Raw genomic sequence first — 25,033 nt, forward strand, 5'->3', positions numbered from 1 at the left:
CCGGTCGGGACCGTAGCAACGGGCTCCGGCACCGCGCACCGTCACGTGCCTGGCTTGTCACGCGGGACGGGGACCCGACGAGCACCATAGGCCGGGGCTCTCCCGTACCGTCCGGCCGGCGGCTGTGACGGGTCAGCCGGTCCAGTGGCGGCCCCGGGACACCTCCCGGACGCTGCCCGCCGGGACCAGACCCGTGGGTCGGGAGGTGCGCCGGGTGCCGGGGCCGTCGGCGGGGTCCCGCCCGTCCTCCGCCGGATTTCCCGACAGCAAGGGTGATGACGCTGTGCTGAGCCGATCCTTGGACACCGAAGCGTGCCCGGTGTGCGGGGCGCCCTTGCTGCGCGGCACCGGCGCGGGGCGCCGCAGGAGGTACTGCGGGACCGCGTGCCGGAGCAAGGCGCAGCGGCTGCGGCAGGCGGGCGGACGGGCCCAGGAGCCGGTCGCCCAGGGTCCGCTCGGACGTCAGCTCGCCGGTGAGGTGCAGCGGCTCGGGCAGCAGCTGCTGGACGGTGAGCTGGCCGGGGAGGACCTGGCGACGCTGCTGGACCGGGCGTCGGCCGTGCGCAAGGAGGTGGACCTGTACGTCGCGGCGGCAGTGCAGGACGCCCGGCATCGCGGTGAGAAATGGGAGGAGATCGCGAAGGCCGCGCACATCGCGCCGGACACCGCCCGGACCCGCTGGCGGGAGGACCGGGTCTGCCGGATGCTGGAGCTGCACGCCAACGACAAGGGTGCCGCTCCCGTCCGGCTGCGGCCCGCGGGGCTCGCCGGTGAGCCCGAGGGGGACCCGGCGGGCACCGAGGACGGCGGGGACGGCGGCGACACGGCCACCCAGGCGCGCCAGTCGCGGTCCACCGCCTCCCTGGGGCGGCTCGCGTCGGCCCTGTCCGCGCTGCACACGGCGAGCGGGCTGAGCATCCGGGAGGTCGCGGACTCGACGCGGCTGTCCCCGTCGTACATCTCGCGCATCCTGTCCGGGGACCGCTATCCGACCTGGGACCTGGTGTGCGCGCTCGCCCTGCTCTTCCATGGGGACCCCGCCGAGCTGCGGGTGCTTTTCGAGGCGGCGCACGGTCTGACCGCTCCGCCGCGGCAGTCGGCCCGGCAGGGGATCGCCCGGCTGCACGCGGCACTCAGGGGGCTGCATCTGGCGGCCCGCTCCCCCGGTCCCCGGGAGATCGCCCGCAGAAGCGGCAACACCGTCAGCGCCTCGATGGCGCAGCACACCCTCGACGGGCTGGACATCCCCGAATGGGAGGTGCTGGCGGCGCTCGTACGTGCCCTCGGCGGTCGTCCGGCGGACATCAAACCGCTGTGGGAGTCGGTGCATTACGTGTTCCTGATGTGCGACGACCCCCGCGAGGGCACGCCGGACGCGCCGACCGCCCGGCTGCCCGCCCAGCGCGGCGCGACGGATGGACCGTCGTATGGCCGAAGCGTCTGACGCCCCCCGGTCGGGACCGGCGCGTCCCGCGTCCGGCGGGGTGAACCGTGAACAGCGCGCGCACGCCACGTCGGTGGCCGCGTACCAGGCGTTCCGGGCGCGGAACCACCGGCCGTACGTGGTGTACGCGTCGATCCGGCTGGGTGCGGACGGGATGGCGGAGTCGGTGGTGGCGGAGGTCTTCACCGATCTGGCGATCTCCTGGCGCGCGGCGCTGGCGAGCGCGGAACCGGCGGCGGTCGCCTGGCAGATCCTCGGCCGTCATGTGGACGACCAGCTCGGTCGCCCCCGGCGGCCGGTGCGGGGGCGGGTCCGGGGTATCGCGGCGGCGCGTGAGGACGCGCTGCTGCTGCGCAACCGGATGCGGCTCAGCTCCGAACGCGCCGCCGAGGTCATGGGGTTGTCGACGGCGGACTTCCAGGTGCTGGTGTCCCGGGAGAGGAGGGCGGGTCCCGTCACGGCGTCGGCTCCGGGGTGACCAGTTGGTGAAGGCGGCCACCCGCTGTGACCTCCAGCACTACGATGAGTGGTCCTGGTGCGCGCCGGTCGGGCGCGCGCCCGGTCGTCTCCTGGGGGCGCCTCGTGGAACCGGACCGGCTTCCGTACGGTATCGATGTCAACACACCGAGTGTCGCGCGTATGTACGACAGTCTCCTCGGCGGACGGGACAACTACCCGGCCGACCGGGCCGCTTGTTCGGCGCTGCTGGAGAAGGTGCCCAGCATGCGTGAACTGGCGCTGAACAACCGCCAGTTCCTGCGCCGGGTGGTGCACACGCTCGCGAAGGACTTCGGTGTCCGGCAGTTCATCGACCATGGTTCCGGGCTGCCCACCCAGGACAACGTGCATGAGATCGCCCAGCGCGTCGACGACCGCAGCAGGGTCGTCTACATCGACAACGACCCGATCGTGCGGAACATCGGCGGCGCCATACTGGAGCGCAACGACCGCACCGCCGTCATCCAGGCCGATATGCGGCACACGGAGAACATCTTCACGCATCCCTCGGTGACGGCTCTGATCGACATGAAGGAGCCGGTGGCGGCGCTCTTCGTCTCGGTGCTGCACTGTCTGCCCGACAGCGCCGACCCCGGCGCGCTCATCGCGGATGTGGCGTCCCGGCTCCCGGACGGGAGCTTCATGGTGGTGTGCCAGCTGGTCAGCGACTCACCGGCGATCCGTGACTTCGTCACCGGCTTCATGGACGAACAGACCCAGGGCAACTGGGGCCGGGTCCGGGAGAAGAGCGACGTCGCCGCGTACTGCGCGCCCCTGGACCTGGTCGAGCCCGGACTGGTCGAGGTGTCGCGGTGGCGCCCCGGCGCGGACGACGTACCCCCCCAGCTGACGTTCGAGTGGGAGGAGTACGGCGGCGTGGGGCAGGTCCGCCGCTGATCCGGCACGGGTGAGGCCCGGCCCCGGGGCCGGGTCCCACCGCACGCGGGTCTCACCACACGCGGGTCTCACCACACGTGGGTCGCGGCCTCGTCGAGCAGCGCGCGGGTGTGCTCGTAGGGGCTGGCGAGGCCGCAGAGGTTGTTCATGACGGCCTGGTACCGCTCGGTGTCCGCGGGCTTCTCGTAGTAGGTCGCGCCTTCGAACTGTTCGAGGTAGACCATGTCCGGCAGATGGTCGGCGGCATGGAAGCGCAAGTGCACGACCGGATGTCCCACGACGACCCCGGCCGCCCCGACGGACTGGGAGGCGATCTGGAGTCTGAGCTGGTACGGGAGTTCCTCCAGCAGATTCAGCAGATGCCGGACCTGTCTGCGCATGGTCCCGGGTGAGCCGACCTGACGGGTGAAGACCCCCTCGTCCATCACCGCGAGGAGCACCGGCGGGTCCAGTCGGCGGCGGAACATCTCCAGCCGTTCGACACGGACCTGTACGCGGGTGTCGATCTCCTGCCGGGAGGCGGTGGGATGGACCGAGCGGATCACGATCTCGGCGTACTCCGGCGTCTGGAGCCATCCCGGGACGAGCTGCGGCTCGTACGACAGGATGCGCTGGGCCGCGAGTTCCATCCCGAGCAGCGGCCGTACCCATCGGGGGACGACCTGGCCGTGCTGCTGCCAGGGTTCGGCCCGCCCCGCCTCGTCGGTGAGGCGGGCCGCCCGCTCGTACTCGGCCTGGTCGGTGACCCCGCACGCCCGCATCAACCGCTCGACGTCCAGCGGCCGCAGGACGGACTGACCCGTTTCCATACGGCTCACGGTGGATTCCGAGACGCCTATGCAGTCCGCGACATGTCGCGGGGAGATGCGGGCGTGCTCACGGCAGTTGCGCAGATATCCCGCGACCGCCCGCCGGTGGGCCACCGGGCCCCATTCCGGACGGTGCGGAAAGCCGAGGATCGACGGTGTCCGGCGCGGCTCGAATCCCATACCGGGCTCCCTGGACGGAGATAAGAAGAACGAGAACCCAGTATGACAGCGCCCGTACCGGCGTGTCAGGGAATGGCCATCCCCCTACGTCCCGTTACCGCACGAAATCGAAGTCCCCGTCCTTGACCCCCTGGATGAACGCCGTCATCTCCTCGGCGGTGTAGATCAGCGCCGGCCCCCTCGGGTCACGGGAGTTGCGGACCGCGGCGCCACCGTCCGCGAGGCGCGCCACCTCCACACAGTTCCCGCTGCCCCCGCTGCGACGGCTCTTGCGCCACTCCACACCGCCGAGCTCCCCCGCACCGACTCCGTTCTCGATCCGCATCTATGTCACCGCTTTCGGCTCGTCCGACTCTTCCACGCGTGTCCACCGCGTCCAGCGCCACGGCCGTTCACCCCGTCGATTTCCATTCGACAAGCTGTACGAATTCCGCCGCTCTGCAATTGCACGGCCACGCACTTGCAGGAACGAAAACCGCACGCGATAGTGACGGCCCAATGGGCACAATGGCGCCGAAGCACCGGTTCCACGGCCCGTTCTCGTCGGTGGAACGCGGTGCGCCCGAACGGCGCGGCGCAGGTTGTGGGGAGATGGACATGGCGGTCGGCCATGACACGGACGCCGGACGGACACCGGGGGGCGAGTTCACCGCCGGGGGCCGGTTCCGCGGGCGCCCCCCGGGCGCACCGGCCAATCTGGCCGTGCGGTACGGGCTGGGCAGCACACCGTTCGCCGCCCACCTCATCCCGCCCACCACACGCTGCTGTTACGAGGCACGCCGGTTCACCGACCGGACACTCGCCCGCTGGGGGATGCAGCAGGTCCGGGACGACGCGGTGCAGGTGGTGTCCGAGCTGGTCGCCAACGCCGCGCGCCACGGGCAGCGCCGCCGCAGCGACCCCGACGGTACGAAACCGGCCGTGTGGCTGGCGCTCGCCCCCCGCCCCCGGACCCTGCTGTGCGTGGTGAGCGACCCGGGCCCGCGCCGCCCGCGCCTCTTCCCGCCGTCCCCGCTGGCCGAGCGGCACCGGGGCCTGCCCATCGTGGAGGCGCTCAGCGAGGACTGGGGCTGGAGCGTGGACTGCGGTTCGCGGGGCAAGTCGGTGTGGGCGCGACTCCCGCTGCCGCGCGACTGAGCGACTCCCGATGGCGCGCGGCCGGGTTACGGGGCATACGGCTTCCGCTGCCCCGCGTAACGAGCACGACCGGCCGCTGCCGCTGCGGCGCGACTGAGCACGACCCGCCGCTGCCGCTGTTCCGCGAAGGGGCGCGGGACGTACGGCTCCCGCCGGTCCGCGACCGAACACACCGAACCCCACGTGCCGGATGTGCACGTGGGGTTCGGCGATTCGGGTACGCCTCGGGCGGGTCAGGCCACGGACGGATCCAGCAGACCGGCCCGGAACCGCTTGAGCAGTCGGCTGATCAGCCGGGAGACATGCATCTGGGAGATCCCCAGGTGCGCGCCGATCTCGGCCTGGGTGCGCTCCTCGACGAAGCGCATGTGCAGGATCAGCCGGTCGCGGTCGCCGAGTTCGGCGACGAGGGGTGCCAGGGAATGGAAGTCCTCGACGAGTTCCATGCCCGGGTCCTCCTCGCCGATGAAGTCGGCCAGCACGGACTCGCCGTCGCTGCCGCCGTCGGCCGTGAGCGCGGCGTCCAGCGAGGAGGAGTTGTAGCAGTTCGACGCCTTGCGGGCCTCGATGACCTCTTCCTCGGACAGCGACATCAGCTCCGCCAGTTCGGCGGTCGTCGGGGTGCGCTCCAGACGGCTGCGCAGCTCCTCGGTGGCCTTGGCCAGCTCGACCCGCGCCTCCTGGAGCCGCCGGGGGACGTGCACGGCCCAGCTGGTGTCACGGAAGAACCGCTTGATCTCGCCCACGATGTACGGGACGGCGAAGGTGGTGAACTCCGTCTGCCGGGTCAGCTCGAACCGGTCGATGGCCTTGATCAGACCGATCGTGCCGACCTGGACGATGTCCTCCATCGAGTCGCCCCGGCCACGGAAGCGGGACGCCGCGTAACGCACCAGGGAGAGGTTCATCTCGATCAGGGTGGAGCGTACGTACTGGTGCTCGGGGGTGCCTTCCTCCAGGACGGCGAGTCGTTCGAACAGGCCCCGGGACAGTGCCCGTGCCTCACTCGGCCGTACCTTGTGCGGCTGGTCGATCCGGGGCGGGGCGTCCACGAGCTGTGCCGCTCCGGTCCGCTGTGACGTGCCCGTGGTCCGCGCTTCCGTCACGGCTGCCATGCCGTCCACCCCAATCGTCGTCGCTTCACATCGGGTTCGATGATGTTCGGCGCCTTCCCCGGGTCTGACGTCTCACACCTGCCGATCACCAACCAATTTTTTCCGGGGTCGCGGCGGCGGATTTGTCCGGTGGCCCCCGTCCCGGTCGGGGCGGCCCCGGGCAGGTGGCGGGACGAGGTGCGGCAGATGGGGGATCAAGAGGTGTGAGCGCGGTGCGACGGGACAGAAGGAGGATGACCACGAGGAGCCCATACCGTGATGAAGACCACGCCTGAAGTACTGCGCGACCTGCTGGCCCGCTACGCCGCCCTGCGGTTCGCCGTCGCCGAACGGGAACGCCCGGAGCTGCGGCGGGCCCTGGCAGAGGTCACCCGCACCCTGTGCGACGCGACCCGGACGGACGACGCGCGGGCGGCGCTCGCCGCGGCGGACGCGGAGCTCGCCGAGAACTGCTGCGGCGCGGCGGTCACCGCCGCGCGCGGCGCGGCCTGAGCACGTGTTCCGGTCCACCCCACGCGGTATGTCAAGGCCGTACGTCAAGAACGAAGGGAAGTCAGCGTGAGCATCCAGAACATCTGGTCGTACACGCCGCTCAGCGGCCACACCGACGCACTCGACCTGACAGGTTTCACCGTCGAGGCCACCGACGGGACGATCGGCCATGTCGACCGGCAGGCCGACGGCCGGGGCACCCCGCATCTGGTCGTGGACACCGGCGTCTGGAAGTTCGGCAAGAGCGTCCTGGTGCCCGCGGGCATCGTGACCGGGGTCGACGCGGCGGAGCAGCGGGTGACGCTGAGCTGCACCAGGGACGAGGTCAAGTCCGCTCCGCTGTTCCGGACGGACAGCGAGACCCTGGACCCCGCGTACCTCACCGAGGTCGGGGGTTACTATCACGCTCTGCCGACACGGCGTCCCGACTGAACCGAGCTGGACGCCGCCGGCGGTGTGGCGTCCGTCTCGCGCCCCGGCAAGCCGGTCCGCGGCGCACTCCATATGTCACCGGCCCGCACGGCAGGGAGGCGCGACGATGTCCGATCTGGGGGAGGCAACCGTGACCCACGACACGGCTCACGACACGTTCGTGGTCCGGGGCAAGGGTGATCCCGGTCACAGGAGCGCGCCCAGACTGCGGCAGTCCCCGGCGACCGCGCGACGCGGCGGCGGGACGGACCGATGAGGGCGGCCGACGAGCGCCACCCCGGTACCGGCGGCGCCGACGGCGCGAGCGCCCGGGGGACGGACTTCAGGGACACGCTGACGGACGGGACCCCGACCGCTCCCGCTTCCGGCCTCGTCCCGGGGATCACCACCGCGGGCGCCGCCCGCGACCATGTGCTGGCACTGGTCCATGACCAGGGTGGCCCTCCGTCCGGGGCGGACGGGGAACGGATGGTCATCGATCTGCTGCTGGTGACCTCGGAACTGGTCACCAACGCCATTCAGCACGGTGGCGGCATCGCGGGCTTCGAGGCGACCCGTACCCGGGCCGGGATGCTGCTGACCGTCCACGACCGCGACGACAGTGTCCCCGCCGACGGCTACGGCGGCGCCCTCCCCTCGTCGCATCTGGGCGGCGGCTACGGCTGGCCCCTGATAATCCGGCTGGCCCGCGACATCACCATCAGTCGGCGGGCCGGTGGCGGGAAGACGATCACCGCGCTGGTCCCGCTGGCCTGAGGGACGGTCCGCCGGGCGCTCGTCCCGCGCCACGAGGTCTTCGAGGTCGTGGCGCGGCCGGGCGCGGCAGGACATGGCGGATAGCAGGGCAGCGCCCTGCGCGGGCGGTGTCCGGCCGGTACACGGCGGCGGCCGAGGGCGCACGCGCGCGTCGCGCGGCCACGAGTCGGCAGATGTCCCCCCGGAGCCCGCAGGTGTCACCCCCCGGAACCGGGGCACCCGGTCGTGGGAGGTCGACATGAACGCAGGCGCGCTCACGCACAAGAGTCGTACCAAGGGACGCCGGATGGCACGGGGACCCGCCATGGAAGGTGCCGCACGGGCCGGGCTCACCGCCCGGGGCGTGATCTATGTGCTGGTCGGGGCGCTGGCGGTGCGGATCGGGCTCGGTGACGGAGGCCCACAGGCGGACCGGGGCGGTGCGCTGGCCGAGGTGGCCGGGGAGCCCTTCGGCGCGGTGGTGCTGTGGGCCCTCGGCGTGGGGCTCGTGGGGATGGCCCTGTGGCGGCTGTCGGAGGCCGTGTTCGGTGCCGCGGGCAAGGACGGGGGCAAGCCGAAGAAGCGGCTCCTCTCCGCGGGCAGATGCCTCTTCTACAGCGTCGTCGCCTGGTCGGTGCTCGCCTTCGCGGCGGGTGCGGGCGGCTCGGGCAGCGGTTCCAGCGACCGGCAGTCGCGGGACCTCACCGCCCGCGCGCTGGAGCTGCCCGCCGGTCAGTGGCTGGTGGGGCTGGCGGGCGCGGGGGTGGTGGGCGCCGGCCTGTGGATAGGCGGCCGGGCCGCGCTGCGCAAGTACCACGAGCATCTGCGGCTCGGTGCGATGTCCCGCCGAGTGCGGCAGGGAGTCGATGTCACGGGGGTCGGCGGCGGTGTCGCGCGCGGTCTGGTGTTCGCGACGGCGGGAGTCTTCGCGGTACGTGCGGCGGTCGCCTACGAACCGGACCGGGCCAAGGGCATGGACGACACCCTGCGCGCCTTCAAGGACACCCCGCTGGGGCCGTCCCTGCTGGTGGCTGTCGCCGTGGGCCTGGTGCTGTTCGGTGTGTTCTCCTTCGCGATGGCCCGCTGGCGGAAGTTCTGAGGGACACGGGTGCGGGACCCGGTGTCCGGGGGCGGGTCCCCGGACACCGGGTCCCGCCGAGGGGTGCGGGCCGGGGGCCGGGGATCCTCCCCCGGCCCCCGGCCCGCACCCGCTCCGGCCCGCTCCCGGGCACGGATCTCCCGCACCCGTCCCGGTCCGGACGGATCACCGGCCGCTGGGCTTCCCCAGGGCCTTGGGGTCGACCACCTGGTCGGCCGGGGGCTCTTGTGCGTCGACCTTCTCGTTGAAGGCGGAGAAGGTCATCTCGCTCGGCGCCTTTCCGCCTTCCGTGACCGTCTTCAGCAGATAGGGATCGCCCTCCGCGGCGACATGCAAGGTGAACTTCTCCCCGTTCTCCTTCTTCTTCTCCAGCGTCACGGCCTTTTTGCCTTCGACGGTCGTGGTACCCGTCTTCTTCATTCCGGACCGCTCGGATTTATCGCTGTCCATGGCAGCGAGGAAAGCCTGCTTGTCGCACATTCCCTCGGTGCCCTGTTCGTTCGGCGCCGTCTTCACCCAGCGGCCCTTGAGCTTGTCGAGTGCCTGCTCGGCGCCCGGCTGACCCTTCAGCGTATTGCTCCAGAAGGCCCGGTCGCCCTGCACGAACAACTGCTGACCGGTCCGCACGACCTCGGCGTTGGCCCCCTTGCCGGACATCTTGCCCTTGCACCTGTCCCGCTCGTCCACCTGGAAGTCCACCGTGATGGTGGCGCCGTTCTGCTTGGCGGTACCGGCCATCCGCACCGATGAGGCGCCCTGGGTCGCCTTGACCGCCTGGTCGGCGATCTGGTCGGCGCTGTCCCCCGCGAACGGGTCGTCCGACCCCCCGCCCCCGCCTCCGTTCCCGCCACAACCGGCGAGAGCCGTGGCTCCGACACAGACCATCGCGACGAGAACCGCGTTCTTCCTCAGCTTCATGGAATTCCCTCCCTGCGGGCCCGAACAGGTCCGCTTTCCGATTGCTCTCCGGCCGTTCCCGGTACTCCGACTCCCTTACCGGGACGCTCGTGAGAATCCGGGTACCCCCGATCACCCGAAAGGAACTCCCCCTTCACACGTGAACTCCGCCGAGTTGCACGGCCCGTTCGTTCCGCTTACCGCCGTTCACCCACGACTTCCACCGGTACGCGACATTCCGTTTGCTCCCGGATCTCGTCATGGAAATATCCGGAACGGTGGCCGGGGTGAGCCTTGGAAAAGCGGTACGGCCCCCGTTCCCCTGTCACGGAATCCAGGGGAGCGGGGGCCGTACGGCGCGTCCGTCACGGGTGACGCGTCATCCGGTCACCACTGGTCGGGGTGCTCCGCCACATATCGCTTGGCGGCCTGGAGCAGCTCGGGGTCGGCCACCGGGGCCTGTTCCGGGTGCCGGGCGGCCCACTTCACGACGTACGGGCACAGCGGTGCGACCGGGGTGTCCTCACGGGCGGCGACGGCGTAGAACTCGGCGGCGAGCGTGCCCGCGATGCCCTGACCCGCGAACTCGGGCCGCACCACGGTGTGCACGGGGACGAGTGCCCGGCCCGGCTCCGTCAGCACGAAGTACGCGATGTGTCCGGCGACCTCGTCGCCCACACGCGCTTCGAGCCGCCCCGCCGCTCGGTCGTCCCGGATCTCCGTGTCGGCCATCGGTCCTCCATGATCGGTTCGGTGCTCCGGCCACTGTGGTCCGGACCGGAGCGGTCACGTCCGCTGCAACACCGCACCGGTGTCCCGGCTTCCCCGGACGGCGCAGCGGCAACGCGCGGACGGCTCAGCCCTGGGCGCGCGCCACGCTCAGCGGGCTGCGCCGGGTGTCGCTCCCGGGCACGGGCTCGGCGGGGTCGGAACCGAGGGCGACCGCGCGGTTGGCCCCGTCGACATGGACGACCCGCGGCTTCAGGGTCCGGGCCTCGGCGTCGTCGACCTGGGCGTAGCTGATGATGATCACCAGATCCCCGGGGTGCACGAGATGGGCCGCGGCGCCGTTGACCCCGATCACACCGGAGCCGCGCTCCCCCTCGATGACATAGGTCTCCAGCCGTGCGCCATTGGTGATGTCGACGATGTGCACGAGCTCACCGGGCAGCAGATCGGCGGCGTCGAGCAGGTCCGCGTCGATGGTGACGGACCCGACGTAGTGCAGATCGGCCTGGGTGACGGTGGCGCGATGGATCTTCGACTTGAACATGGTACGCAGCACGGGGCACTCCTGGACTAGGCTCCCTGCCTGCGTTTTTGCAGGTCAAGGGCTATTTTCACAGCCTACAGCGAGTCCTGCGCTCGGGCAGCTTTCGCCAGGTTTTGCAGGACTCATGCTGACCACTTGCTGACCGAGGTCAGGTGACGGTCAGGCACGAAGGCAGTCGACCGGGAGTCGAGCCACGCACCGCCATGGATCAGCCGACCCAAGCCGCTTCCGCCCACCCCAGTAGCCCGCTTCCACGGCCGGAACAAGCATCTGACCACATCTCCCGATATGGCGTATCGAGGCCGTCGGCCTCCCCCGTGCGGGCAGGAGTCTGCTGTGGGCGACGCGGTGGAGCAGGTCCCAGCCGCGGTGGCTGACCACGTCGGGTTGCCCGGGTGAGAGGCGGTGCTCCTCGCTGAAGAGGGCGACGGCCTGACGGGTGGCAGGGCCGTAGCGGACGCTGTCCACCACCCAGCCGGGCAGGTAGCCGGCACGGGTTGCGCCACGTCCAGGACCCGCTCACCGCCCAGCCCCACCGCCCGGTGTGCCGGCGCCCCCACCTGGACAGTCGTCGTAGCCGGCCCGGCTCCCGCCTCGGATATCGTGTTCCCCTACGGGGTGCCATAACGGATGTGACGCCCCCCACCGGAGGTAGTCAGCGTATGAGTTCAAAGCGCAGCAAGAATCCAGCCCTGCCCGTACTTGCCGACGCGTTCCGACTCGCGTCGGTCAAGGAGGCCGAAGAGTCCACCCGTGACTTGGCCGCGCGGCTGGCCACCACCGAGCTGCGCCGCGTTTCCCACCCGGGCCGGATCACCTGGGAGCCCACCGATCAGGCCGAGCCCGTACCGGTCCCGCCGACTGTGGTCGACGGTGACGGGGACCTGTGGCTGCGGGACCGGGGCACTGGCACCTGGACCATGCCCGAGTTCGACCCGAAGGAGTTCCCGGCCCGCTGTGGCGAGGTTCTGACGTGGAACGAACTTGCCCGCGAGTTCGGCCCGCTTACCGCACTGGCCGACGACCGCCGCATGGGCGGCGGCCGGCGCTGACCGCGCGGCCTCCTGGGATGACCGCACCCTTGAAGCGCCCGTTACGGGTAGCTGGGACCTCTGGCTCACCCCCGAGCTCGACGATGGCGGCGAGCAGGTGAGCGTGGTGGTCGGTCACGATGTCTCCATGTTGCAGCCGGATACGTCGTCGCTGTCCGTGGGGTCAGGGTGGAAGGAGCGGACGTAGCGGGAGTCCGGCCTCCGGAGTGATGTTGAACACCGTGTACAGGTGCTGCGGGTCAGCGCCGGTGACGGCGGCCTCTTCGGGGATTCGGTCCTCGCGAAGTTGCCGGGCGTTGACCGGGAGGCCGCGCGGCAGAGGCTAACGCGGCGGCCTTCTTCGCGAACGTGCGGGGAACGATCCGGTTCTCGAACCGCGGGGACATGACGGCAGCGGTCAGGGCCCGGCGGGCCGCCGGGCCTGAGACCTTCTCCCCGGCCGCGACCTGGTCTCGGAGCTTCGCGGCGGTGTCGGCGGGGGCGGTCTCGACGTCGAGGACGGAGTGAGTACCCGTCCGGCTGCGGGAGCCGTAGCCGCTGGATGCCGCTCCACCCGTCATGCCCGCGTCGCCGCACGGCCCAAAGGGCAGGCTATCGGTCCCGCGCCGCAGAACTCCCTGGTGAAGCCAGTGGTTCCCATGCGTCTCAGCTCACGGCCGTGGGCGTTCCGGCGGCGCGGCGCTGGTGTTCGGCGTTGATGCGCTGGGCTTCTTCGAGCTGGTCCTCAAGGATGACGATGCGGCAGGCGGCTTCGACGGGGGTGCCGTGGTCGACGAGTTCGCGGGCGCGGGCGGCGATGCGGAGCTGGTAGCGCGAGTAGCGACGGTGTCCGCCGGTGGAGCGGAGGGGGGTGATGAGGCGGGCCTCGCCGACGGCGCGGAGGAAGCCCTGCGTCGTGCCGAGCATCTCGGCGGCCCGGCCCATGGTGTAGGCGGGGTAGTCGTCGTCGTTGAGCCGGTCGAACGAGTCGTCTGCTGTCATGGTGCCTCTCTGTGGAACACGCGTGGAGGGGCCCGGGTGCCATGTGGCACCCGGGCCCCGAAGGAACTGCTACACCATCTGCCGGCCCTGGTACTGCGCCGGCCTTCTGTATCCGCACAACCACCCGGGAGAGGGCGGGCAATGCGGGGATCGCGGTTGCTCGACCGGAGACCACCTCACTATCGATGTCCTGCGGTACCCGGGCTCGTGTTCCGCCCGGGCGATCCTGATGGCGCTCGGCCCCTCCGTTCTTTCCCTCAATGAACAACTGCCTGCCACTGCGTACTGCTCTGTACTGCTGGTGATGCGTACTACGGGTGACCTGACCAAGCGTCACGCTCCGGCAGCCAGCCCCGCTCGCCCGTCCTGCGTCTGCTCTGGCTTGGAACCCCACTGCCGGACCTCCCGGTGCGCGCGCCCGCAGCCGACGCCTTCACCGAGGTACCGCTCACTGACTTCACTGCTGGATACCGCGTACTTCATGCCACTGAACTGCGGTTCTGCTCATTGGCGGCCCCTGATCACCGCGGGCCACCCGGTCCGGCCGTCAGTCCCGTCACCGTCCTGCGTCTGCTCTGGCTCCGGAACTCCACCGCCGCACCGTACTGCCGTACTGCAACTGCGGGTACTACCTGCACTGCTGACCGGCAGTTCGTCTCTGCCAGGCCCTGTCGATCTCGGCTACGAGAGAAACCATAACCACACCACCACCCAATGTCTACTCCGGCCGGCATAGATTTTCGTGAGTTCGAAAGTGAGGCAACCGGATCCCGTCGGGTTGAGCGATGCGGGCCGGGGAACAGGGAGACCGGTAGGCAGGACCGGGCACCCACGAGCCGAAGCCAAGGTGAACCTGATGGAACCCATGTGTGCCGCCGTCACGACCATCCGCTCCACGACCGCCGTCGCCACCGCCCGCCAGAACACCCGCGCCTTCCTCAAGGGACTCGTGGACTGCGGCAGACGCGGCCGAGCCGCCCCAGCAGCCCGGGCCGGGGCGGGCGGATTCTAGAAGGAGATTCCGGCGACGCCGTGGACGAGGCGGCCGAGGACGTCGCGCATCCACTGCCCGAACGGTGTGGGGGCGATCAGAACCCCGAGGAGCAGGACGATGAGGACAGTCATCTTCTCGTCGTTGCGGCTTCTCGACTCCGTGCGGCGGCGCAGCCGCAGCACCACGATGACGCCCAGCAGCAGCGCGACATCGACCGACAGCACGCGACCGGTCCCTCCCTGGCAGACGACAGCGGGCACCGGAGAGCACAGGCGCTCCCCGCTCCCCTTGTGTATCCACCGCGGGAGGACAGAGCGGCCGGGTTGGGAGGGGCCGCAAAACGTCTGCCCTGGCCGGACTGGCGGAGCGCGCGCCCTGCCAGGAGGCGCATGCCTGGTCTGCGGCGCGCCCTGCCGGTGCCGGTGCCGGTCGGAGGAGGCCTACCGGGGCACGGGCGGCACGGCAGTACTGGAAGAAGGGTGTAGCGAGGAGTGACAGCACACCGGTCGGTTCATGGACGACGCTCGTGCGGGGTGGGTGGCTGCCCCTGCCCGGCACGGCCGTCGGCATCCGCGCCGCCCTTGCCTTCAGCGCTGCGGTGAGCTCGACGCGGCGCTCACAGCTGCGGTGGGAAGGGCCGGCCGAGGAACGCGGCAAGGCGGTCGATGGCCGGAGCGGTCTCCTCGACGGGTTGCGGCTCGGCGAATCGTCCCGTTCGGGACTGGGTGGAAAGCTGGGACCGAGCGAAAGCCAGGGCCCGCTCGGCAACGTCCTCGGGCAGCCGGACAGGGATTCGGGTGGCCTGGGTGAGGTCCCATCCGTGAGCGAGCAGATCGTACAGACGGATCTGCAAGCGCTCGGTGCCCGTGGCGCTCCCCAAGGGCCCACGGTAACTCCGCTCCAGCACCCCGGGGACGGAGAAAGCTGCCAGCAGCGAAGCACTGGAGGACCGGTAGGCGCCGACCGGGTCGTCACCGAGGCAGTCTGCTCCCCGGTCGGGCATCGGACCGCCCCCGACCATGGCCGCGAACACCAGGTCCATGCCGACCAGGTGGGCCACCACTTCGCGCACGTTCCATTCCGTGCACGGCGTCGGCTCCTTCCACTGCTCGGGGCGGACCCCGGCGAGCAGGTCACCGACAGATGCGCATGCACGGGCGAGATCTTCGACGTAAACGGTGGACATCCGGCGAGACTACGGCGTCAACTGGTCAGCTGCCCAAGGGATTTGCACCGGTGGGAATCAGCTCCGCCGAAACGGGCGACCGCCCGATCACTGAACGGTGCATGAGAGGCCGTTGGCCCGGTGCGGCCGACCGCGCATGTGTTTCGGACGGTCACGACTACTGCTGTCCGTCGGGACGAACGTCGCTCCTACTGGGCCGGAGCTGTCGGGGCGGGTGGGATTTCGCGGTTGCGTCGGCAACGGAACGCCAGGGCGTTTTGCCACTGCTGGTCCACCGGTTCGTGCGTGACCAGGAGCGACGGAGTGTGAGTCGGTCGGAGACCAGCGCGTCGGATGCCCTCCAGCGCGTCATCGCCCGCGGCGTGGCGGCCTGCACGCAGAACTGCCTGAGATCCCGTAGTACCACCGCTTGGTCCTCATCAGCGAGGCTTCCGAACCACTCGAAGCCCCTCCGGCAGGGTCCGAATGCCCTGCGCGAGCTCGTTGAGCGTCACGGAGCGCTCATTCAGCCTGTGCACTCGGACAGTCCTGGAGGGAGAACCGGCCTTCACCATGCGAGTCTTCCAGCCCCGCGCCCTCGACAACGTCGGGCACGGGCCGGCTGGCCCTGGCGCACCGAGTGCCTGGCCTTCCTCGACACCGACCGCGCCGACCGGCACAGCGCCCGCTGGGCGGAGGCTCCCGCGCGGGCGGGGACGAGCACGGAAGGGTCAGGTGGCCGGCGCGGGTGCCGGTCCGGCGGGGTGGTGCCACCAGACGAAGACCTCGGTGCCCGGCTGGCGTTCGGAGAACCGGTCCGCCGGGGATGCCTCCTCCAGCAGCCGGCGCAGGTCTGCCTCGAAGTCGTCACAGCACGGGCCGAACAGGTGCGGAGCCGAGAACGACATCGAGAACACCTCCGCGACGACATCGTCACCCGTGCGTTCCAGCGCCTGTCCGCCGGGAACGACACGGCGCTGCGGGCCGGTGAATCCGGCCCGGGCGAGCACCGCAGCCTCGCCGCCGGGTGTTCCCTGCGGCAGCAGGCCCCGGCCGGCTCGTCGGACCGGTCCGAGGTAGTGCCTGACCAGCTCCTCGATCGCCGCGTAGGGCACCGCCGGATGGGGAAACCCGTCGATGGTTCGGGACTCCGTCTTCACATCGGAGATGTGCACCAGCGCCCCACCGGGCCGGAGCATGTCCCTGGTGGCTGCCGCCACCAGGTCGCGGTCCATCCAGTGGAAGGACTGGGCGAAGGCCGCGACGGTGAAGGTTCCCAGTCCTGCCGGGAGATCCTCGGCCCGGGCCCGGACCCACCGCGCCTTCCCGGTCACGCCGCACTCGGCTGCTGCGCGGGTGGCTTCGGCGATCATCCCGCTGTCCGGGTCCACGCCGACGATCTCGCTGAACAGGTGCGCCAGGCTCAGGGCGAGGGTGCCCGGTCCGCACCCCACATCGATGAGGCGTCCCCGCCCGTCGAGTCCCAGAACCTCGGCGAGCACGTCCGTCAGCCCGGGGGCGTAAGGGAGCCTCCCGCGCCGGTAGTAGGTGGCCGTACCCGAGAACAATGTGTCGTCCCATTCCCAGTCGGCAGCCATGCCCACCCACCACCCCTCCACAGAGATCACGTGCCTGTTCGGCAGCCGGACAATTCCACAGCTTGACAGGAGTCGAGGGACCTGCTTCACGGAAGCGGTCTCGCGGCCCGCAGAACCACCTGCAGAGAGGATCCTGGGCTCCAAGGGCGAGCGGGGACCATCCGCCACCGAAAACCAGCACGGTGACGGGCAGAGAACCACCCTCACGCGGGCGGGGACGGCTTCTCCCCAGACCCAGGACGCCGTCAGATGCCTCTGAGCTGGGGGGAGCTACCCCCGCGTGGGCGGGGCGACCTCAGTCCGCCAACAGTTGCTGCTTGACTTCGGCGATCTGAGGGCCAGCGTCCGTAGCCGGGATCTTCCACCGGTAGGCCGCGCCGTCACCGTCCACGTACTGGAGCGTGCCGCCCTTCGCCTGTGCCGCGGTCAGGTCGAACACGGTGCTCTGCCACTGGAATGAGCCGGGCTGGATGTCGCCCCCGCCATCGAACCTCTCTGTTTGAACGGTGATCGAGTCTCCGCTGTTCCAGCCGATGGCCTCTCCGTCGGGGGCGACCCATTCCCAGCCCTTGCCAGTGATGGGAGCGGGGACCGCAGCGGCGGCACCCGTGGTCGGCCTGGCCTTGACGGTGATGAATACGAAAGTGCCGTGCTCGGAGGTACCACCACCTCCCTCCTTCATGTAGACGACGCTGGTGGGAGTGATCTCCAGGACACCACCCTCGCCGCCTATGGTCTCCGCCGATCTGCCGAGCGCGAGCGGCTCTCCAAGTGCTGCGCCTGCGCTGGCTGAGCCGTCAGTGGCGACCTCGTCCGAGCAGTGTGTGTTCCATGTCAGCTGGTCGATGTTCTCGGCCGTGCAGTCGACTTCGGTGCCCTTCTTGTCGGCGGCGGGCGGCGAGCTGCTCTGCGGCTTCTCCCCAGCGTTACTGTCCCCGCTGTCCCCGCCGCAGGCGGTGAGTGGCGCGGCGAACAGGAGTGCGGCAGTTGAGACGATGATGCGAGTACGCACGGGATTCCCCCAGATGTGACGATCCCGCCACGGTAGGGCGGGCGTGCAGGAGGTGTGTTCATCGTGATCGACCTGTGACAGGTGCGGCGCGAAGGCTGGAGACCAGGGACGACCTCCAGCTCTTCCTGTCGGAACGGGCCGGCTCGTCGGCCGCGCGGTCGTCACCGAGCGCGGGACAGTCCAGTGGCTGTCGCCCGGCAGCAGTGGACGACGAGTCACATGGGCCGATCTACCCAACAGAGCTACTCCCGCGTAGCGGGGCCGACTCGTTTCCTGACCGCACGGCGAGGTGGAGTGCCTTTGGGATGGCACTCGACGGACAGCCCACACTCAAGTGCAACTACATGCCTCATAACGCATGATCATGCATTAGCTCAAGACTCTGACCTCTTGGCGTGGCCGACAGGCTTCCGGGCCTGCACAGGGCACGGCGGACTGCGCGAGCACGGCGACGACATCTCAATCGTCACCGGCGACACCGACATCGCGCCGGGCAGCGTCACCGTGAGATTCGGCGACGCCGAGGTGTACCCCGGAGAGCCCGAGGCCGACACCCTCGACAAACTCGTCGGCATCATGCGCCAGGACGAGGTCGACATCGTCATCACACTCGGCGTCGGGGAGGCCGAAGCCACGGTCTACGGCTGCGACCTGTCCGCCGGCTACATCCGCATCAACGCGGACTACACGACATGACCGGGCTCGACCGCAGCAACGGATCCCATACCGTTGTCTTGATTCCTCAGTGGCAAGGGTCGGCTGTACGCAATCCTCAACTGCTGGCTGAGGGTGCGCAACGGCTGAGCGCGCTGCTCTCCTCAGCGCGACGCACCGTCGTCGACATCGACCCCCGCCCCGGACAGGACCAGGACGGCGTACGCCACCTCGATGTGCTGACCCGATGTGCTGACCCGCTCGCTGGAAGCAACCAGGGCCGCACTGGGCCGGAGCGACGACGACACACTGCTCGCTGTGGGCGGCGACTGCGGCATCGAGCTCGCGCCTGTCGCCCGCGCCGTCGCTCGCCACGGCGACAGCCTGGCAGTCGTCTGGTTCGACGCCCACGCGGACCTCAACACCCCCGACACCTCTCCCTCGGGGGGCTTCCACGGAACGGTGCTGCGCACCCTGCTCGGCCAGGGGCCGTCACCACTGTTGCCCAGACCTGAGGAGCGCCTTTCCACCCGGCAGACAGTGCTCGCGGGCGCTCGTGCCCTCGATCCCGCCGAGCTGGACTTCATCGAGTCCGAAGGAATCCGCACCCTGTCCGTTCAGGCTCGTCTGAACGTAGTCGGCCTTGTCGTTCCAGTTGCCGCCGGTGGGATAACCGGCGCTGGAGAACTTGCAGCAGTAGCCGTTGCCGAGAGCCATGTACGGGTCGGGCAGTGCGGTGCGGCTGTCGTAGACGAGGGCGCCGCCGATCCTGCGATTCACGCATCCGGAGCTGGCTTCGTCCCGGAAGTTCCAGTCCCCGAGTTTCTTCGTTCCTCCGGCGGACCACTTGAGCATCCGGCCCGAGTAGTTCGAAGGTGCGAACAGGCAGACCTGTCCGTAGACGCAGTCGGCGATCGCGTTGGGTCCAGCCTCGTTCGGCACCGGCGGCTTGGACGCAGCTTTCGAGGCCGGGGAGATCCTGACGACGTGCTGGTTCGCCTCTGCGGCCGTCGTGTAGCAGTAGACCTTCGCGTTTGGGTCCTCGATACATGCCTGGGCTCCCTGCCACCCGTCGGCGAGGTTGATCTCTCTGCCCTCGTAGGTAGCGATAACAGGCTGGCTCTGATCGAGGATTTCTTGGAGCCGAACCTCTTCCTCCGGCGTGAGAACCCCGGTCCCGGGGCCGGGCCCTCGGTCGGAGTGCTGGCGGTTGCCGAACCGGCCAGCGCGAAGAGCGCTGTGGCCACAGCCGCGGCGGTCACCGTTGATCGTGAGAAGCGTATGCCCATTGCCATGTGATCCCTGTGCTCGATTAAGGGGGACTCGTGAATCACACAGGATCAACCAGCCTCTCACTATGGGCTGTTGGTGAATGAGCCGCAGAATGTCGCACCGGGTACGGTTGCGCGGTGCCGGTACCCGTGCGCGCCGATCTGTCCAGCACGGGCACGGGTACCAGGACCAGGTGACAACCAGCGTCGTGGACGAGCCGGCTACTGGAGGGTGTGGCCGGCCTTGTCCACGACGCCGGTCTTCATCACGGCGATGGAGGTCACCGTGTCGCCCGCTTCACCCCAGGCGTTGTCCTCCAACAGGACAGTGCGTTCACCGAGCAGGCGCATCGTGCTCCGGTCGAAGATCCACTCGGTGCGTTCGCCGTCGTGGTTCCGGGCGACGGCCACCCCGGTCCGGCCCGCCGCGTCGACGGCCTCGGGGACGGTGAAGACACCGGGGATGAGGGCGGCGGCGCGGTAGAGCGCGGCGACGGTATCCGGGGGTGCCGCCGAGCCACGGAGCAGATCGCCGATCGTGACGAACGCCTGCTGGTCGGGGCCGGTGGTAGAACCCGAGCCCGATCCGTGGTTGCGCTCGGCGTCCTCACGGATCATGTCGAGCAAGGCCCGCGAGTCAGTAGGCAGACCGGCCAGGAATTCGAAGGTCGGAGCGTTGAGACTGCCCTTGCCGGGCGATTCGGGGATCAGCGTGTCCTCGCCGCCCTTGCGTTCCAGGGTGCGCCCACTGCCGTCCACGGATGTCCACTGCTCCAGGTTCTGGCTCGTGCGCTCACGGTCCATCCGCCCGTCCTGGTTCTCCGACAGGGCGGTGCTGTGGCCGATGGTCCTGACGTACGTGTACCCCTGGGGCGGCGCCTTCGGAAGTGGCCGTGCGTCGGCCGCGAGTGCGGCCTTCTCCAAGAGCCGCACCGATGCCGCGGACGCCGGCGGCACATCCGGTCGGGACTGCGCACCACTGAGCCCGAACGTCAGAGCGGCCGCCGTCGCACCAGCGGCCGTGAACGTCGCCCACGCGACGGCCATGGGCCGGCCCGGCCGCAGTACCGCGGTGACACCCCTCCGCCCGGAGGGACGGCCGATCTCGTTCAGAAGATGATGCCGACGCACACGTACCCGCTCCGGATCCAGCTCAGGAAAGGACACCGCGGGCAGTACCTCCGAGGCCTCTTCGATCTCCACCCGCTCCTGCCGCTCCCGATTCATGATGCGTTCCTCCCCCGGAACGGACGTCCTTGCGGTGTCCGGTCGGCTGATGTGCGTTCCTGGCCGGCCCGTGATTCTGGTCGCTGTGGGTTGTCCAGTTCCTCCGTGGTCAGCCGACGCAGTTTCTCCCGTGTCCGGGAGAGCCGGGACCGTACCGTTCCCGTGGGAACACCCAGTGCCTCCGCGGCGTCGGCATAACCCAGACCGGACCACACGACCAGCGCGAAGACCTCGCGCTCACCGCGCTTCAACCGGTTCAGCGCCCGGGTTGCCGCGGCCAGCCGCTGACTGTCGACCATCTGGCCGACCACCGCTTCCGAGAAGTCGGGCATCGGCTCCGCAGGCGGCAGACGGGCCATCGCAGCCCGGTGCCGCCGAGCGGACCGCGCGGTGTTCCGAAGGACGTTCGTGGCGATACCCAGTAGCCAGGCCCGTATGTTCCGCACGTCCTTGCGCAGCTTGTCGCGCTGCCGCCACGCTTCGAGAAACGTGAGCGACATGACGTCCTCGGCCAGAGCCCGGTCGCCCGTGGTGCGGGCCGCGTGCGCATAGATCACCCGGGAGTGCTCGTCGAAGACCGCAGCGAACGCTGCCTGATCACCGGACCGGATCCGATCCCTCAATTGCGAGTCCACGCCCAGAAGTGTCCGCACACGCAGACCAGTTCCACCATTCGCCGAAGAAATCTGCCCCCGAGCTCCGCGTCCCAGGCAGGGCCGGATGCCTTCCCATGCCGTACCGACGGCATCCGCTGCGGCGCCGATCGCGGTGTCCCTGCTTCCTCCAGCCACCCTCGCAGCAGGGCCGGCCGCCTCATACGCGCGCGCACGACCGGCCCCGCAGCGCGGAAACAACCTCACGAGTTCGACTTCGACGCAGTCGGTGTACACCCGGTACGCGCGGGAGGCGGCGGCCTGCGCCAAGGCGAGCCAGCGGAGCGCTCCGGGGTCGCTGCCCTCGAACTCCTTGCCGACCTGGAGCGGCCGTTGGGCGAGGGGGCCCGCTCGGCCTGGAGGACGGCCTGCCGGCATTGGGCGGTGAGGCCGGCCATGTCGCGCTAGGCCTTAACGCTGTAGACGACGCGGTAGGTCATGCCTCCCGCCCCCGGCGACACCGGGCCGGTGAGAGGTTCGAAGGTGATGGGGTCGTAGTCGGCCCAGACGGTCCCGGGCGGGATGGGGTGGGCGGTGCCGCCCTCGGACTCGGCGGTCGCGGCCTGGATCTCCGGGTGGACGAGGGCCATCCACACCACCCGGTACTCGGTGACCACGTTCAGCACCTCGGCGAACGGCGCGGCCTCCAGCTCCGCTGTGAACGCCGTCAGATGCTGCGGCCACGGGACGAGAGCGGCCTTGAGCGCGGCGATACTCTGCGGCCCTCGTCCTCACCGAGTTGGTGCGGCGAGCGGGTCGGTGTCGGCTCTTCGCCGGTATGCGGACGTGGCTCAGTCATCGAAGGGTTCTTCCCAGCTTGGCGGCGGCAACCCCTCAGTCTCGCTCCTGCGCGGGCCCGCGCTCGGGGTCGTCACCCGGTCGGATGACAAACATGGCGCGCTTCAAGATCTACGGGACCGGGCCGCTCGGCTCTACGGCTCAGGGATGACGGTCAGCCGAAGGTGATCGACGCCGTCGAAGTCCTCTGCCTGGACCTCGACGGCTGAGGTGTCGAAACGAAGGGTGAAGCAGGGGTCCGCGTCGATGAGCTGCTCCACGTGCTCGCGAAGGCCGTGGTCGAGAGGGGGCGAGAACACTGCGTCCCACTCGCCCATGTTTGCGGTGGCCGTCGCTCTGACCGGGATCCGAGCCAGGCAGGTGAACGGGCTGGCCCACCACTCCAGATGCGCCGCCCTCTCGTAACGCTCCATACCCCGAGCGTAGACGCCACTACTCCCCCTCGGGGCTGCTCGTCGTTCCGGGCATGGGGCCGGGTGATCTGAGTGATGCCGAGTGCCCGCGCCCGGCTCGCAGCGGGCGGGGCCTGTAGTAGGGGCGCACACCAGGCGCAGGGTGGTGCCCGGGTGACGGTGCACCGGCCCAAGGTCGGCGAAGGAGGATGACTCCCGCCGCGCGGCGGGAGTGGAGCTGCCGACGGGCTCGATCGCGCCCATATCCGACTGCACGAGCTGGGCCTGGTGAAGATCGTGCACCCGGCCAACGGTGAGCGGGCGGACCTTGTTGTCATCACAGAGGCCAACCGCGCCGCACTCCCGTAGAGAGCGCTCCCCGAGCGGCGTCCGGCTCGCCGTACGGCCGGAACGGCCGTCAACCGGCGGCGCGCAGGATGCCCTCCTGGAGGCGGTTGTCGTGCGCCGAACCGGTGACATTGGCACAACCGGAGCGCAGGTCAGCGCCATGGTGACGGGAGGAGACAGGTTCCGGACGGCGGGACTCCAGCAGAATGACGTTCGAAGCGGTCACGCTCGACATGGCCACCCTCGACTTCCCCACGGCCGCCGACATCGGCACCCTGAGCGGCGCGCCCCTGCGCTCCTGGGTGGACACAGGGATCGACACGGTCGCCGCGAGCGTGGGCAAACCCGCCGAGCGGGTCCGGTCCCGGCTCACCAAGACCACCGGCGCCAAGGACCTCACGGCCGCCGACGAAGAGGATCTCCGCGAATGCCTGCGTGTTCTGCGGGCCTGGGCCAACAACCCCGCCTCCTACATCCCACCGGCCCGGAAGCCGAAGGTCGAGCGGCCCGAGGGTATCGGGCCGCTCCCCGTTCCCCGCGTCATCAAGCAGGCCCACACGGACACGGTCTGCGGGCTGTGCGCCGACCCGGTCAAGACCGGCGACCTCACCGGCCGGATACGTGACCCCAAGCACAAGCTGTTCACCCGATGGGCTGGCTGTGCGCCCGCTGCCTGTACGAACGGCGCGAGAAGCCGCGCCGCCGCGACGTCGTCCTGCGGATCTTCCACCACCTCTTCGCCAGCAGTGCCGTCGGCCTCAACGCTTATGAGTGCTGCATCCTGCACGCCTGGCTCACCGAAACCGAGGCACCCGCCGCCTCCACCGCGTGGCGGAAGGACCCGCTCGACACCACCCTGGTCCGGCTGGAGACCGCTGTCACAGAGGGCAAGGGGGCCACCTGGATCGCGTTCCCCACCGCCCACACGGTCATCGCCGCCCTCACGGCCGCGCCCGGAGGTTCCGCGGCGGAACGCGAACTCCTGCACGCTGTCGCCCAGCACCTGGACGAATGGCATACCAACCCCCGCGGCGTCGACGTCCGCAGGTACGGGACCGGCCCCCGCTGCCGCGCCCAGGTCCTCAAGGCGACGGACCGCCCGACCGTGCTCTCCGAACGTGGAGGACCCTTCGACCTCCACCACACCCCGCCCCCCACCACCGAACAGGAGAGCGGGACGGACGCCAGCGTCGCCGACGATGCCTGACTACAGCACCCCGCCTACGGCGTCGCCGCTGCTGCGGCCGAACATGGCGAACACCCGACTCAGCTCGTGAAGGTTGTGCGTGAACGCCGCAGTGAGGAAGGCCGCCAGTGCGAACACCGCGAGGGGGATGAACAGCAGCCCCGCCCCTTGCGCGCCGACCGCGGGAGCGAGGACGAGGGACGCCAGCGCGGCGACACCGGCGATCGTGAACACCCGGCGCAGCCCGTTCACGTCCCCTGCCTCCGGGCCGCTGACACGGCCGCGGTCTGCGTCTCCTTCCCCGTCGTCTCCAGTCCGACCTCAATGGTCAGCAAGGCCAGGATGAGGAAGCCCACCACGAGCGAACCCTCGACAGCTGCCATGCGGGCTTGGCCCGCGAGCTTCTGGAGTGCCTTCCAGGTGGTGCGGGACGGCCGGGTGCAGGCGGCGCGGATGTCGTCCCACGGCACCGGATCGGTGTGGCCGAGCTCAAGAGCGGCGGCCCGCGCCCTGCCGATGCGCTCCTCCGCCGCTCTCGCGTAGTGGGCCAGCAGCCGGTCACGGTATCCGGGGCGCGGCACGGGGGCCGGTGGCACGGGGACGGTCGGCGGGTCCGAGGTGGTGGGCGGCGTGGTCAAGGCCATTGCCCTCTCTCCTGGTTACCGGTGTCACACCCCGGGTGAGGGGATCGGTT

Annotated in this window: 33 protein-coding genes and 1 pseudogene; 14 read left to right on the plus strand and 20 right to left on the minus strand. The window is 70.1% G+C overall.

Annotated elements, in window-relative coordinates; genetic code table 11:
• Positions 1–298 precede the first annotated feature (298 nt).
• The 3 genes from AB852_RS40650 (at position 299) to AB852_RS11645 (ending at position 2,839) form a co-directional block, all read left to right on the plus strand.
• The gene (locus AB852_RS40650) at positions 299–1,444 is read left to right on the plus strand and encodes a helix-turn-helix domain-containing protein (protein ID WP_245876719.1); all 1,146 of its coding nucleotides are present in this window, start codon (positions 299–301) and stop codon (positions 1,442–1,444) included.
• Complete coding sequence (locus AB852_RS11640; protein ID WP_073786726.1) at positions 1,428–1,922, plus strand: hypothetical protein; 495 nt, start codon at positions 1,428–1,430, stop codon at positions 1,920–1,922. The genes AB852_RS40650 and AB852_RS11640 overlap by 17 nt, the downstream gene beginning before the upstream one ends.
• Positions 1,923–2,026: 104 nt before the next feature.
• A complete protein-coding gene (locus AB852_RS11645; protein WP_073786728.1) occupies positions 2,027–2,839 on the plus strand; it encodes an SAM-dependent methyltransferase in 813 nt (270 codons plus the stop codon).
• 68 nt (positions 2,840–2,907) lie between these two features.
• On the opposite strand, the gene AB852_RS11650 is transcribed toward AB852_RS11645, so the two are convergent.
• Together AB852_RS11650 and AB852_RS11655 are read right to left on the minus strand one after the other, a co-directional pair.
• Positions 2,908–3,828, minus strand: a complete 921-nt coding sequence (locus AB852_RS11650) for a helix-turn-helix domain-containing protein (protein ID WP_073786730.1) — start codon at positions 3,826–3,828, stop codon at positions 2,908–2,910.
• 94 nt (positions 3,829–3,922) lie between these two features.
• Positions 3,923–4,153 (minus strand): DUF397 domain-containing protein, encoded by a 231-nt coding sequence (locus tag AB852_RS11655; protein WP_073786732.1) that lies wholly within the window; start codon positions 4,151–4,153, stop codon positions 3,923–3,925.
• A 272-nt stretch (positions 4,154–4,425) separates the two neighbouring features.
• On the opposite strand from AB852_RS11655, the gene AB852_RS11660 reads away from it, so the two are divergent.
• Complete coding sequence (locus AB852_RS11660) at positions 4,426–4,965, plus strand: ATP-binding protein (RefSeq protein WP_073786734.1); 540 nt, start codon at positions 4,426–4,428, stop codon at positions 4,963–4,965.
• 233 nt (positions 4,966–5,198) lie between these two features.
• Here AB852_RS11660 and AB852_RS11665 read toward each other — a convergent pair whose 3' ends face one another.
• A complete protein-coding gene (locus AB852_RS11665) occupies positions 5,199–6,080 on the minus strand; it encodes an RNA polymerase sigma factor SigF (RefSeq protein WP_073787738.1) in 882 nt (293 codons plus the stop codon).
• A 258-nt stretch (positions 6,081–6,338) separates the two neighbouring features.
• On the opposite strand from AB852_RS11665, the gene AB852_RS11670 reads away from it, so the two are divergent.
• From AB852_RS11670 to AB852_RS11685, 4 genes are all read left to right on the plus strand, one after another.
• Positions 6,339–6,572, plus strand: a complete 234-nt coding sequence (locus AB852_RS11670) for a DUF5133 domain-containing protein (protein ID WP_245876721.1) — start codon at positions 6,339–6,341, stop codon at positions 6,570–6,572.
• A 66-nt stretch (positions 6,573–6,638) separates the two neighbouring features.
• On the plus strand, positions 6,639–7,004 hold the full coding sequence (locus tag AB852_RS11675) for a hypothetical protein (RefSeq protein ID WP_073786738.1): 366 nt from the start codon (positions 6,639–6,641) through the stop codon (positions 7,002–7,004).
• A gap of 252 nt (positions 7,005–7,256) precedes the next feature.
• Positions 7,257–7,760 carry an ATP-binding protein gene (locus AB852_RS11680; RefSeq protein WP_245876722.1) on the plus strand — a complete coding sequence of 168 codons (504 nt, stop codon included), beginning with the start codon at positions 7,257–7,259 and terminating at the stop codon, positions 7,758–7,760.
• A 286-nt stretch (positions 7,761–8,046) separates the two neighbouring features.
• Complete coding sequence (locus tag AB852_RS11685; protein ID WP_245876723.1) at positions 8,047–8,838, plus strand: DUF1206 domain-containing protein; 792 nt, start codon at positions 8,047–8,049, stop codon at positions 8,836–8,838.
• 165 nt (positions 8,839–9,003) lie between these two features.
• Here AB852_RS11685 and AB852_RS11690 read toward each other — a convergent pair whose 3' ends face one another.
• From AB852_RS11690 to panD, 3 genes are all read right to left on the minus strand, one after another.
• Positions 9,004–9,756, minus strand: coding sequence for a hypothetical protein (locus tag AB852_RS11690; protein WP_073786753.1), 753 nt, complete (start codon positions 9,754–9,756; stop codon positions 9,004–9,006).
• 366 nt (positions 9,757–10,122) lie between these two features.
• On the minus strand, positions 10,123–10,467 hold the full coding sequence (locus tag AB852_RS11695) for a GNAT family N-acetyltransferase (protein ID WP_073786755.1): 345 nt from the start codon (positions 10,465–10,467) through the stop codon (positions 10,123–10,125).
• A 124-nt stretch (positions 10,468–10,591) separates the two neighbouring features.
• A complete protein-coding gene (gene panD / locus AB852_RS11700) occupies positions 10,592–11,020 on the minus strand; it encodes an aspartate 1-decarboxylase (protein WP_073786757.1) in 429 nt (142 codons plus the stop codon).
• A 650-nt stretch (positions 11,021–11,670) separates the two neighbouring features.
• On the opposite strand from panD, the gene AB852_RS11705 reads away from it, so the two are divergent.
• Positions 11,671–12,060 carry a hypothetical protein gene (locus AB852_RS11705; RefSeq protein ID WP_073786759.1) on the plus strand — a complete coding sequence of 130 codons (390 nt, stop codon included), beginning with the start codon at positions 11,671–11,673 and terminating at the stop codon, positions 12,058–12,060.
• Between the two features lie 645 nt (positions 12,061–12,705).
• Here the strand turns inward: AB852_RS11705 and AB852_RS11715 are convergent.
• Positions 12,706–13,041, minus strand: a complete 336-nt coding sequence (locus tag AB852_RS11715; protein WP_073786761.1) for a helix-turn-helix domain-containing protein — start codon at positions 13,039–13,041, stop codon at positions 12,706–12,708.
• Positions 13,042–13,897: 856 nt separating this feature from the next.
• Here AB852_RS11715 and AB852_RS39660 point away from each other — a divergent pair.
• A complete protein-coding gene (locus AB852_RS39660; protein WP_178390990.1) occupies positions 13,898–14,053 on the plus strand; it encodes a hypothetical protein in 156 nt (51 codons plus the stop codon).
• On the opposite strand, the gene AB852_RS11720 is transcribed toward AB852_RS39660, so the two are convergent.
• The 4 genes from AB852_RS11720 to AB852_RS11735 form a co-directional block, all read right to left on the minus strand.
• Entirely contained in the window at positions 14,050–14,259 is a 210-nt protein-coding gene (locus AB852_RS11720) for a hypothetical protein (RefSeq protein WP_073786763.1), read from the minus strand. The two genes, AB852_RS39660 and AB852_RS11720, sit on opposite strands and share 4 nt — an antisense overlap.
• Before the next feature lie 392 nt (positions 14,260–14,651).
• Positions 14,652–15,221, minus strand: coding sequence for a TIGR03086 family metal-binding protein (locus AB852_RS11725; RefSeq protein WP_073786765.1), 570 nt, complete (start codon positions 15,219–15,221; stop codon positions 14,652–14,654).
• 710 nt (positions 15,222–15,931) lie between these two features.
• Positions 15,932–16,798: a class I SAM-dependent methyltransferase gene (locus AB852_RS11730; RefSeq protein WP_073787743.1), complete on the minus strand. Its 867-nt coding sequence runs from the start codon at positions 16,796–16,798 to the stop codon at positions 15,932–15,934.
• Between the two features lie 295 nt (positions 16,799–17,093).
• Positions 17,094–17,810, minus strand: a complete 717-nt coding sequence (locus AB852_RS11735) for a hypothetical protein (RefSeq protein WP_073786767.1) — start codon at positions 17,808–17,810, stop codon at positions 17,094–17,096.
• Between the two features lie 390 nt (positions 17,811–18,200).
• On the opposite strand from AB852_RS11735, the gene AB852_RS11740 reads away from it, so the two are divergent.
• The gene (locus tag AB852_RS11740) at positions 18,201–18,506 is read left to right on the plus strand and encodes a bifunctional ornithine acetyltransferase/N-acetylglutamate synthase (RefSeq protein ID WP_073786769.1); all 306 of its coding nucleotides are present in this window, start codon (positions 18,201–18,203) and stop codon (positions 18,504–18,506) included.
• 122 nt (positions 18,507–18,628) lie between these two features.
• Here the strand turns inward: AB852_RS11740 and AB852_RS40660 are convergent, their stop codons facing one another.
• Positions 18,629–18,802 carry a hypothetical protein gene (locus tag AB852_RS40660; RefSeq protein ID WP_245876724.1) on the minus strand — a complete coding sequence of 58 codons (174 nt, stop codon included), beginning with the start codon at positions 18,800–18,802 and terminating at the stop codon, positions 18,629–18,631.
• On the opposite strand from AB852_RS40660, the pseudogene AB852_RS40665 reads away from it, so the two are divergent.
• A pseudogene (locus AB852_RS40665) lies at positions 18,783–19,025 on the plus strand (arginase family protein); the annotation flags it as partial. The gene AB852_RS40660 and the pseudogene AB852_RS40665 overlap by 20 nt on opposite strands.
• On the opposite strand, the gene AB852_RS40670 reads toward AB852_RS40665, so the two are convergent.
• Positions 18,957–19,406, minus strand: coding sequence for a peptidase inhibitor family I36 protein (locus AB852_RS40670; RefSeq protein WP_073786771.1), 450 nt, complete (start codon positions 19,404–19,406; stop codon positions 18,957–18,959). The pseudogene AB852_RS40665 and the gene AB852_RS40670 sit on opposite strands and share 69 nt — an antisense overlap.
• 45 nt (positions 19,407–19,451) lie before the next feature.
• Here AB852_RS40670 and AB852_RS39670 point away from each other — a divergent pair, with 45 nt between their 5' ends.
• Positions 19,452–19,763, plus strand: coding sequence for a hypothetical protein (locus tag AB852_RS39670; RefSeq protein ID WP_178390966.1), 312 nt, complete (start codon positions 19,452–19,454; stop codon positions 19,761–19,763).
• Positions 19,764–19,957: 194 nt separating this feature from the next.
• On the opposite strand, the gene AB852_RS11755 is transcribed toward AB852_RS39670, so the two are convergent.
• The 5 genes from AB852_RS11755 to AB852_RS39685 all read right to left on the minus strand — a co-directional run bounded on the left by AB852_RS11755 (position 19,958) and on the right by AB852_RS39685 (position 23,475).
• Complete coding sequence (locus AB852_RS11755; protein WP_073786773.1) at positions 19,958–20,962, minus strand: CU044_5270 family protein; 1,005 nt, start codon at positions 20,960–20,962, stop codon at positions 19,958–19,960.
• Positions 20,959–21,603, minus strand: a complete 645-nt coding sequence (locus AB852_RS40675) for an RNA polymerase sigma factor (protein WP_079184596.1) — start codon at positions 21,601–21,603, stop codon at positions 20,959–20,961. The genes AB852_RS11755 and AB852_RS40675 overlap by 4 nt, the downstream gene beginning before the upstream one ends.
• Before the next feature lie 416 nt (positions 21,604–22,019).
• The gene (locus AB852_RS39680) at positions 22,020–22,232 is read right to left on the minus strand and encodes a hypothetical protein (protein WP_178390992.1); all 213 of its coding nucleotides are present in this window, start codon (positions 22,230–22,232) and stop codon (positions 22,020–22,022) included.
• Positions 22,233–22,547: 315 nt separating this feature from the next.
• Complete coding sequence (locus tag AB852_RS11770) at positions 22,548–22,826, minus strand: hypothetical protein (RefSeq protein ID WP_073786779.1); 279 nt, start codon at positions 22,824–22,826, stop codon at positions 22,548–22,550.
• A 397-nt stretch (positions 22,827–23,223) separates the two neighbouring features.
• Positions 23,224–23,475: a hypothetical protein gene (locus AB852_RS39685; RefSeq protein ID WP_178390967.1), complete on the minus strand. Its 252-nt coding sequence runs from the start codon at positions 23,473–23,475 to the stop codon at positions 23,224–23,226.
• Positions 23,476–23,802: 327 nt separating this feature from the next.
• Here AB852_RS39685 and AB852_RS40680 point away from each other — a divergent pair, with 327 nt between their 5' ends.
• Entirely contained in the window at positions 23,803–24,360 is a 558-nt protein-coding gene (locus tag AB852_RS40680) for a hypothetical protein (RefSeq protein ID WP_245876725.1), read from the plus strand.
• Here the strand turns inward: AB852_RS40680 and AB852_RS11780 are convergent, their stop codons facing one another.
• Positions 24,361–24,591, minus strand: coding sequence for a hypothetical protein (locus AB852_RS11780; protein ID WP_073786781.1), 231 nt, complete (start codon positions 24,589–24,591; stop codon positions 24,361–24,363).
• On the minus strand, positions 24,588–24,983 hold the full coding sequence (locus AB852_RS11785; protein ID WP_073786783.1) for a hypothetical protein: 396 nt from the start codon (positions 24,981–24,983) through the stop codon (positions 24,588–24,590). Before AB852_RS11785 ends, AB852_RS11780 begins: the two co-directional genes overlap by 4 nt.
• Positions 24,984–25,033: the final 50 nt, after the last annotated feature.

Source organism: Streptomyces uncialis (assembly GCF_001905345.1).
Taxonomy (GTDB): domain Bacteria; phylum Actinomycetota; class Actinomycetes; order Streptomycetales; family Streptomycetaceae; genus Streptomyces; species Streptomyces uncialis.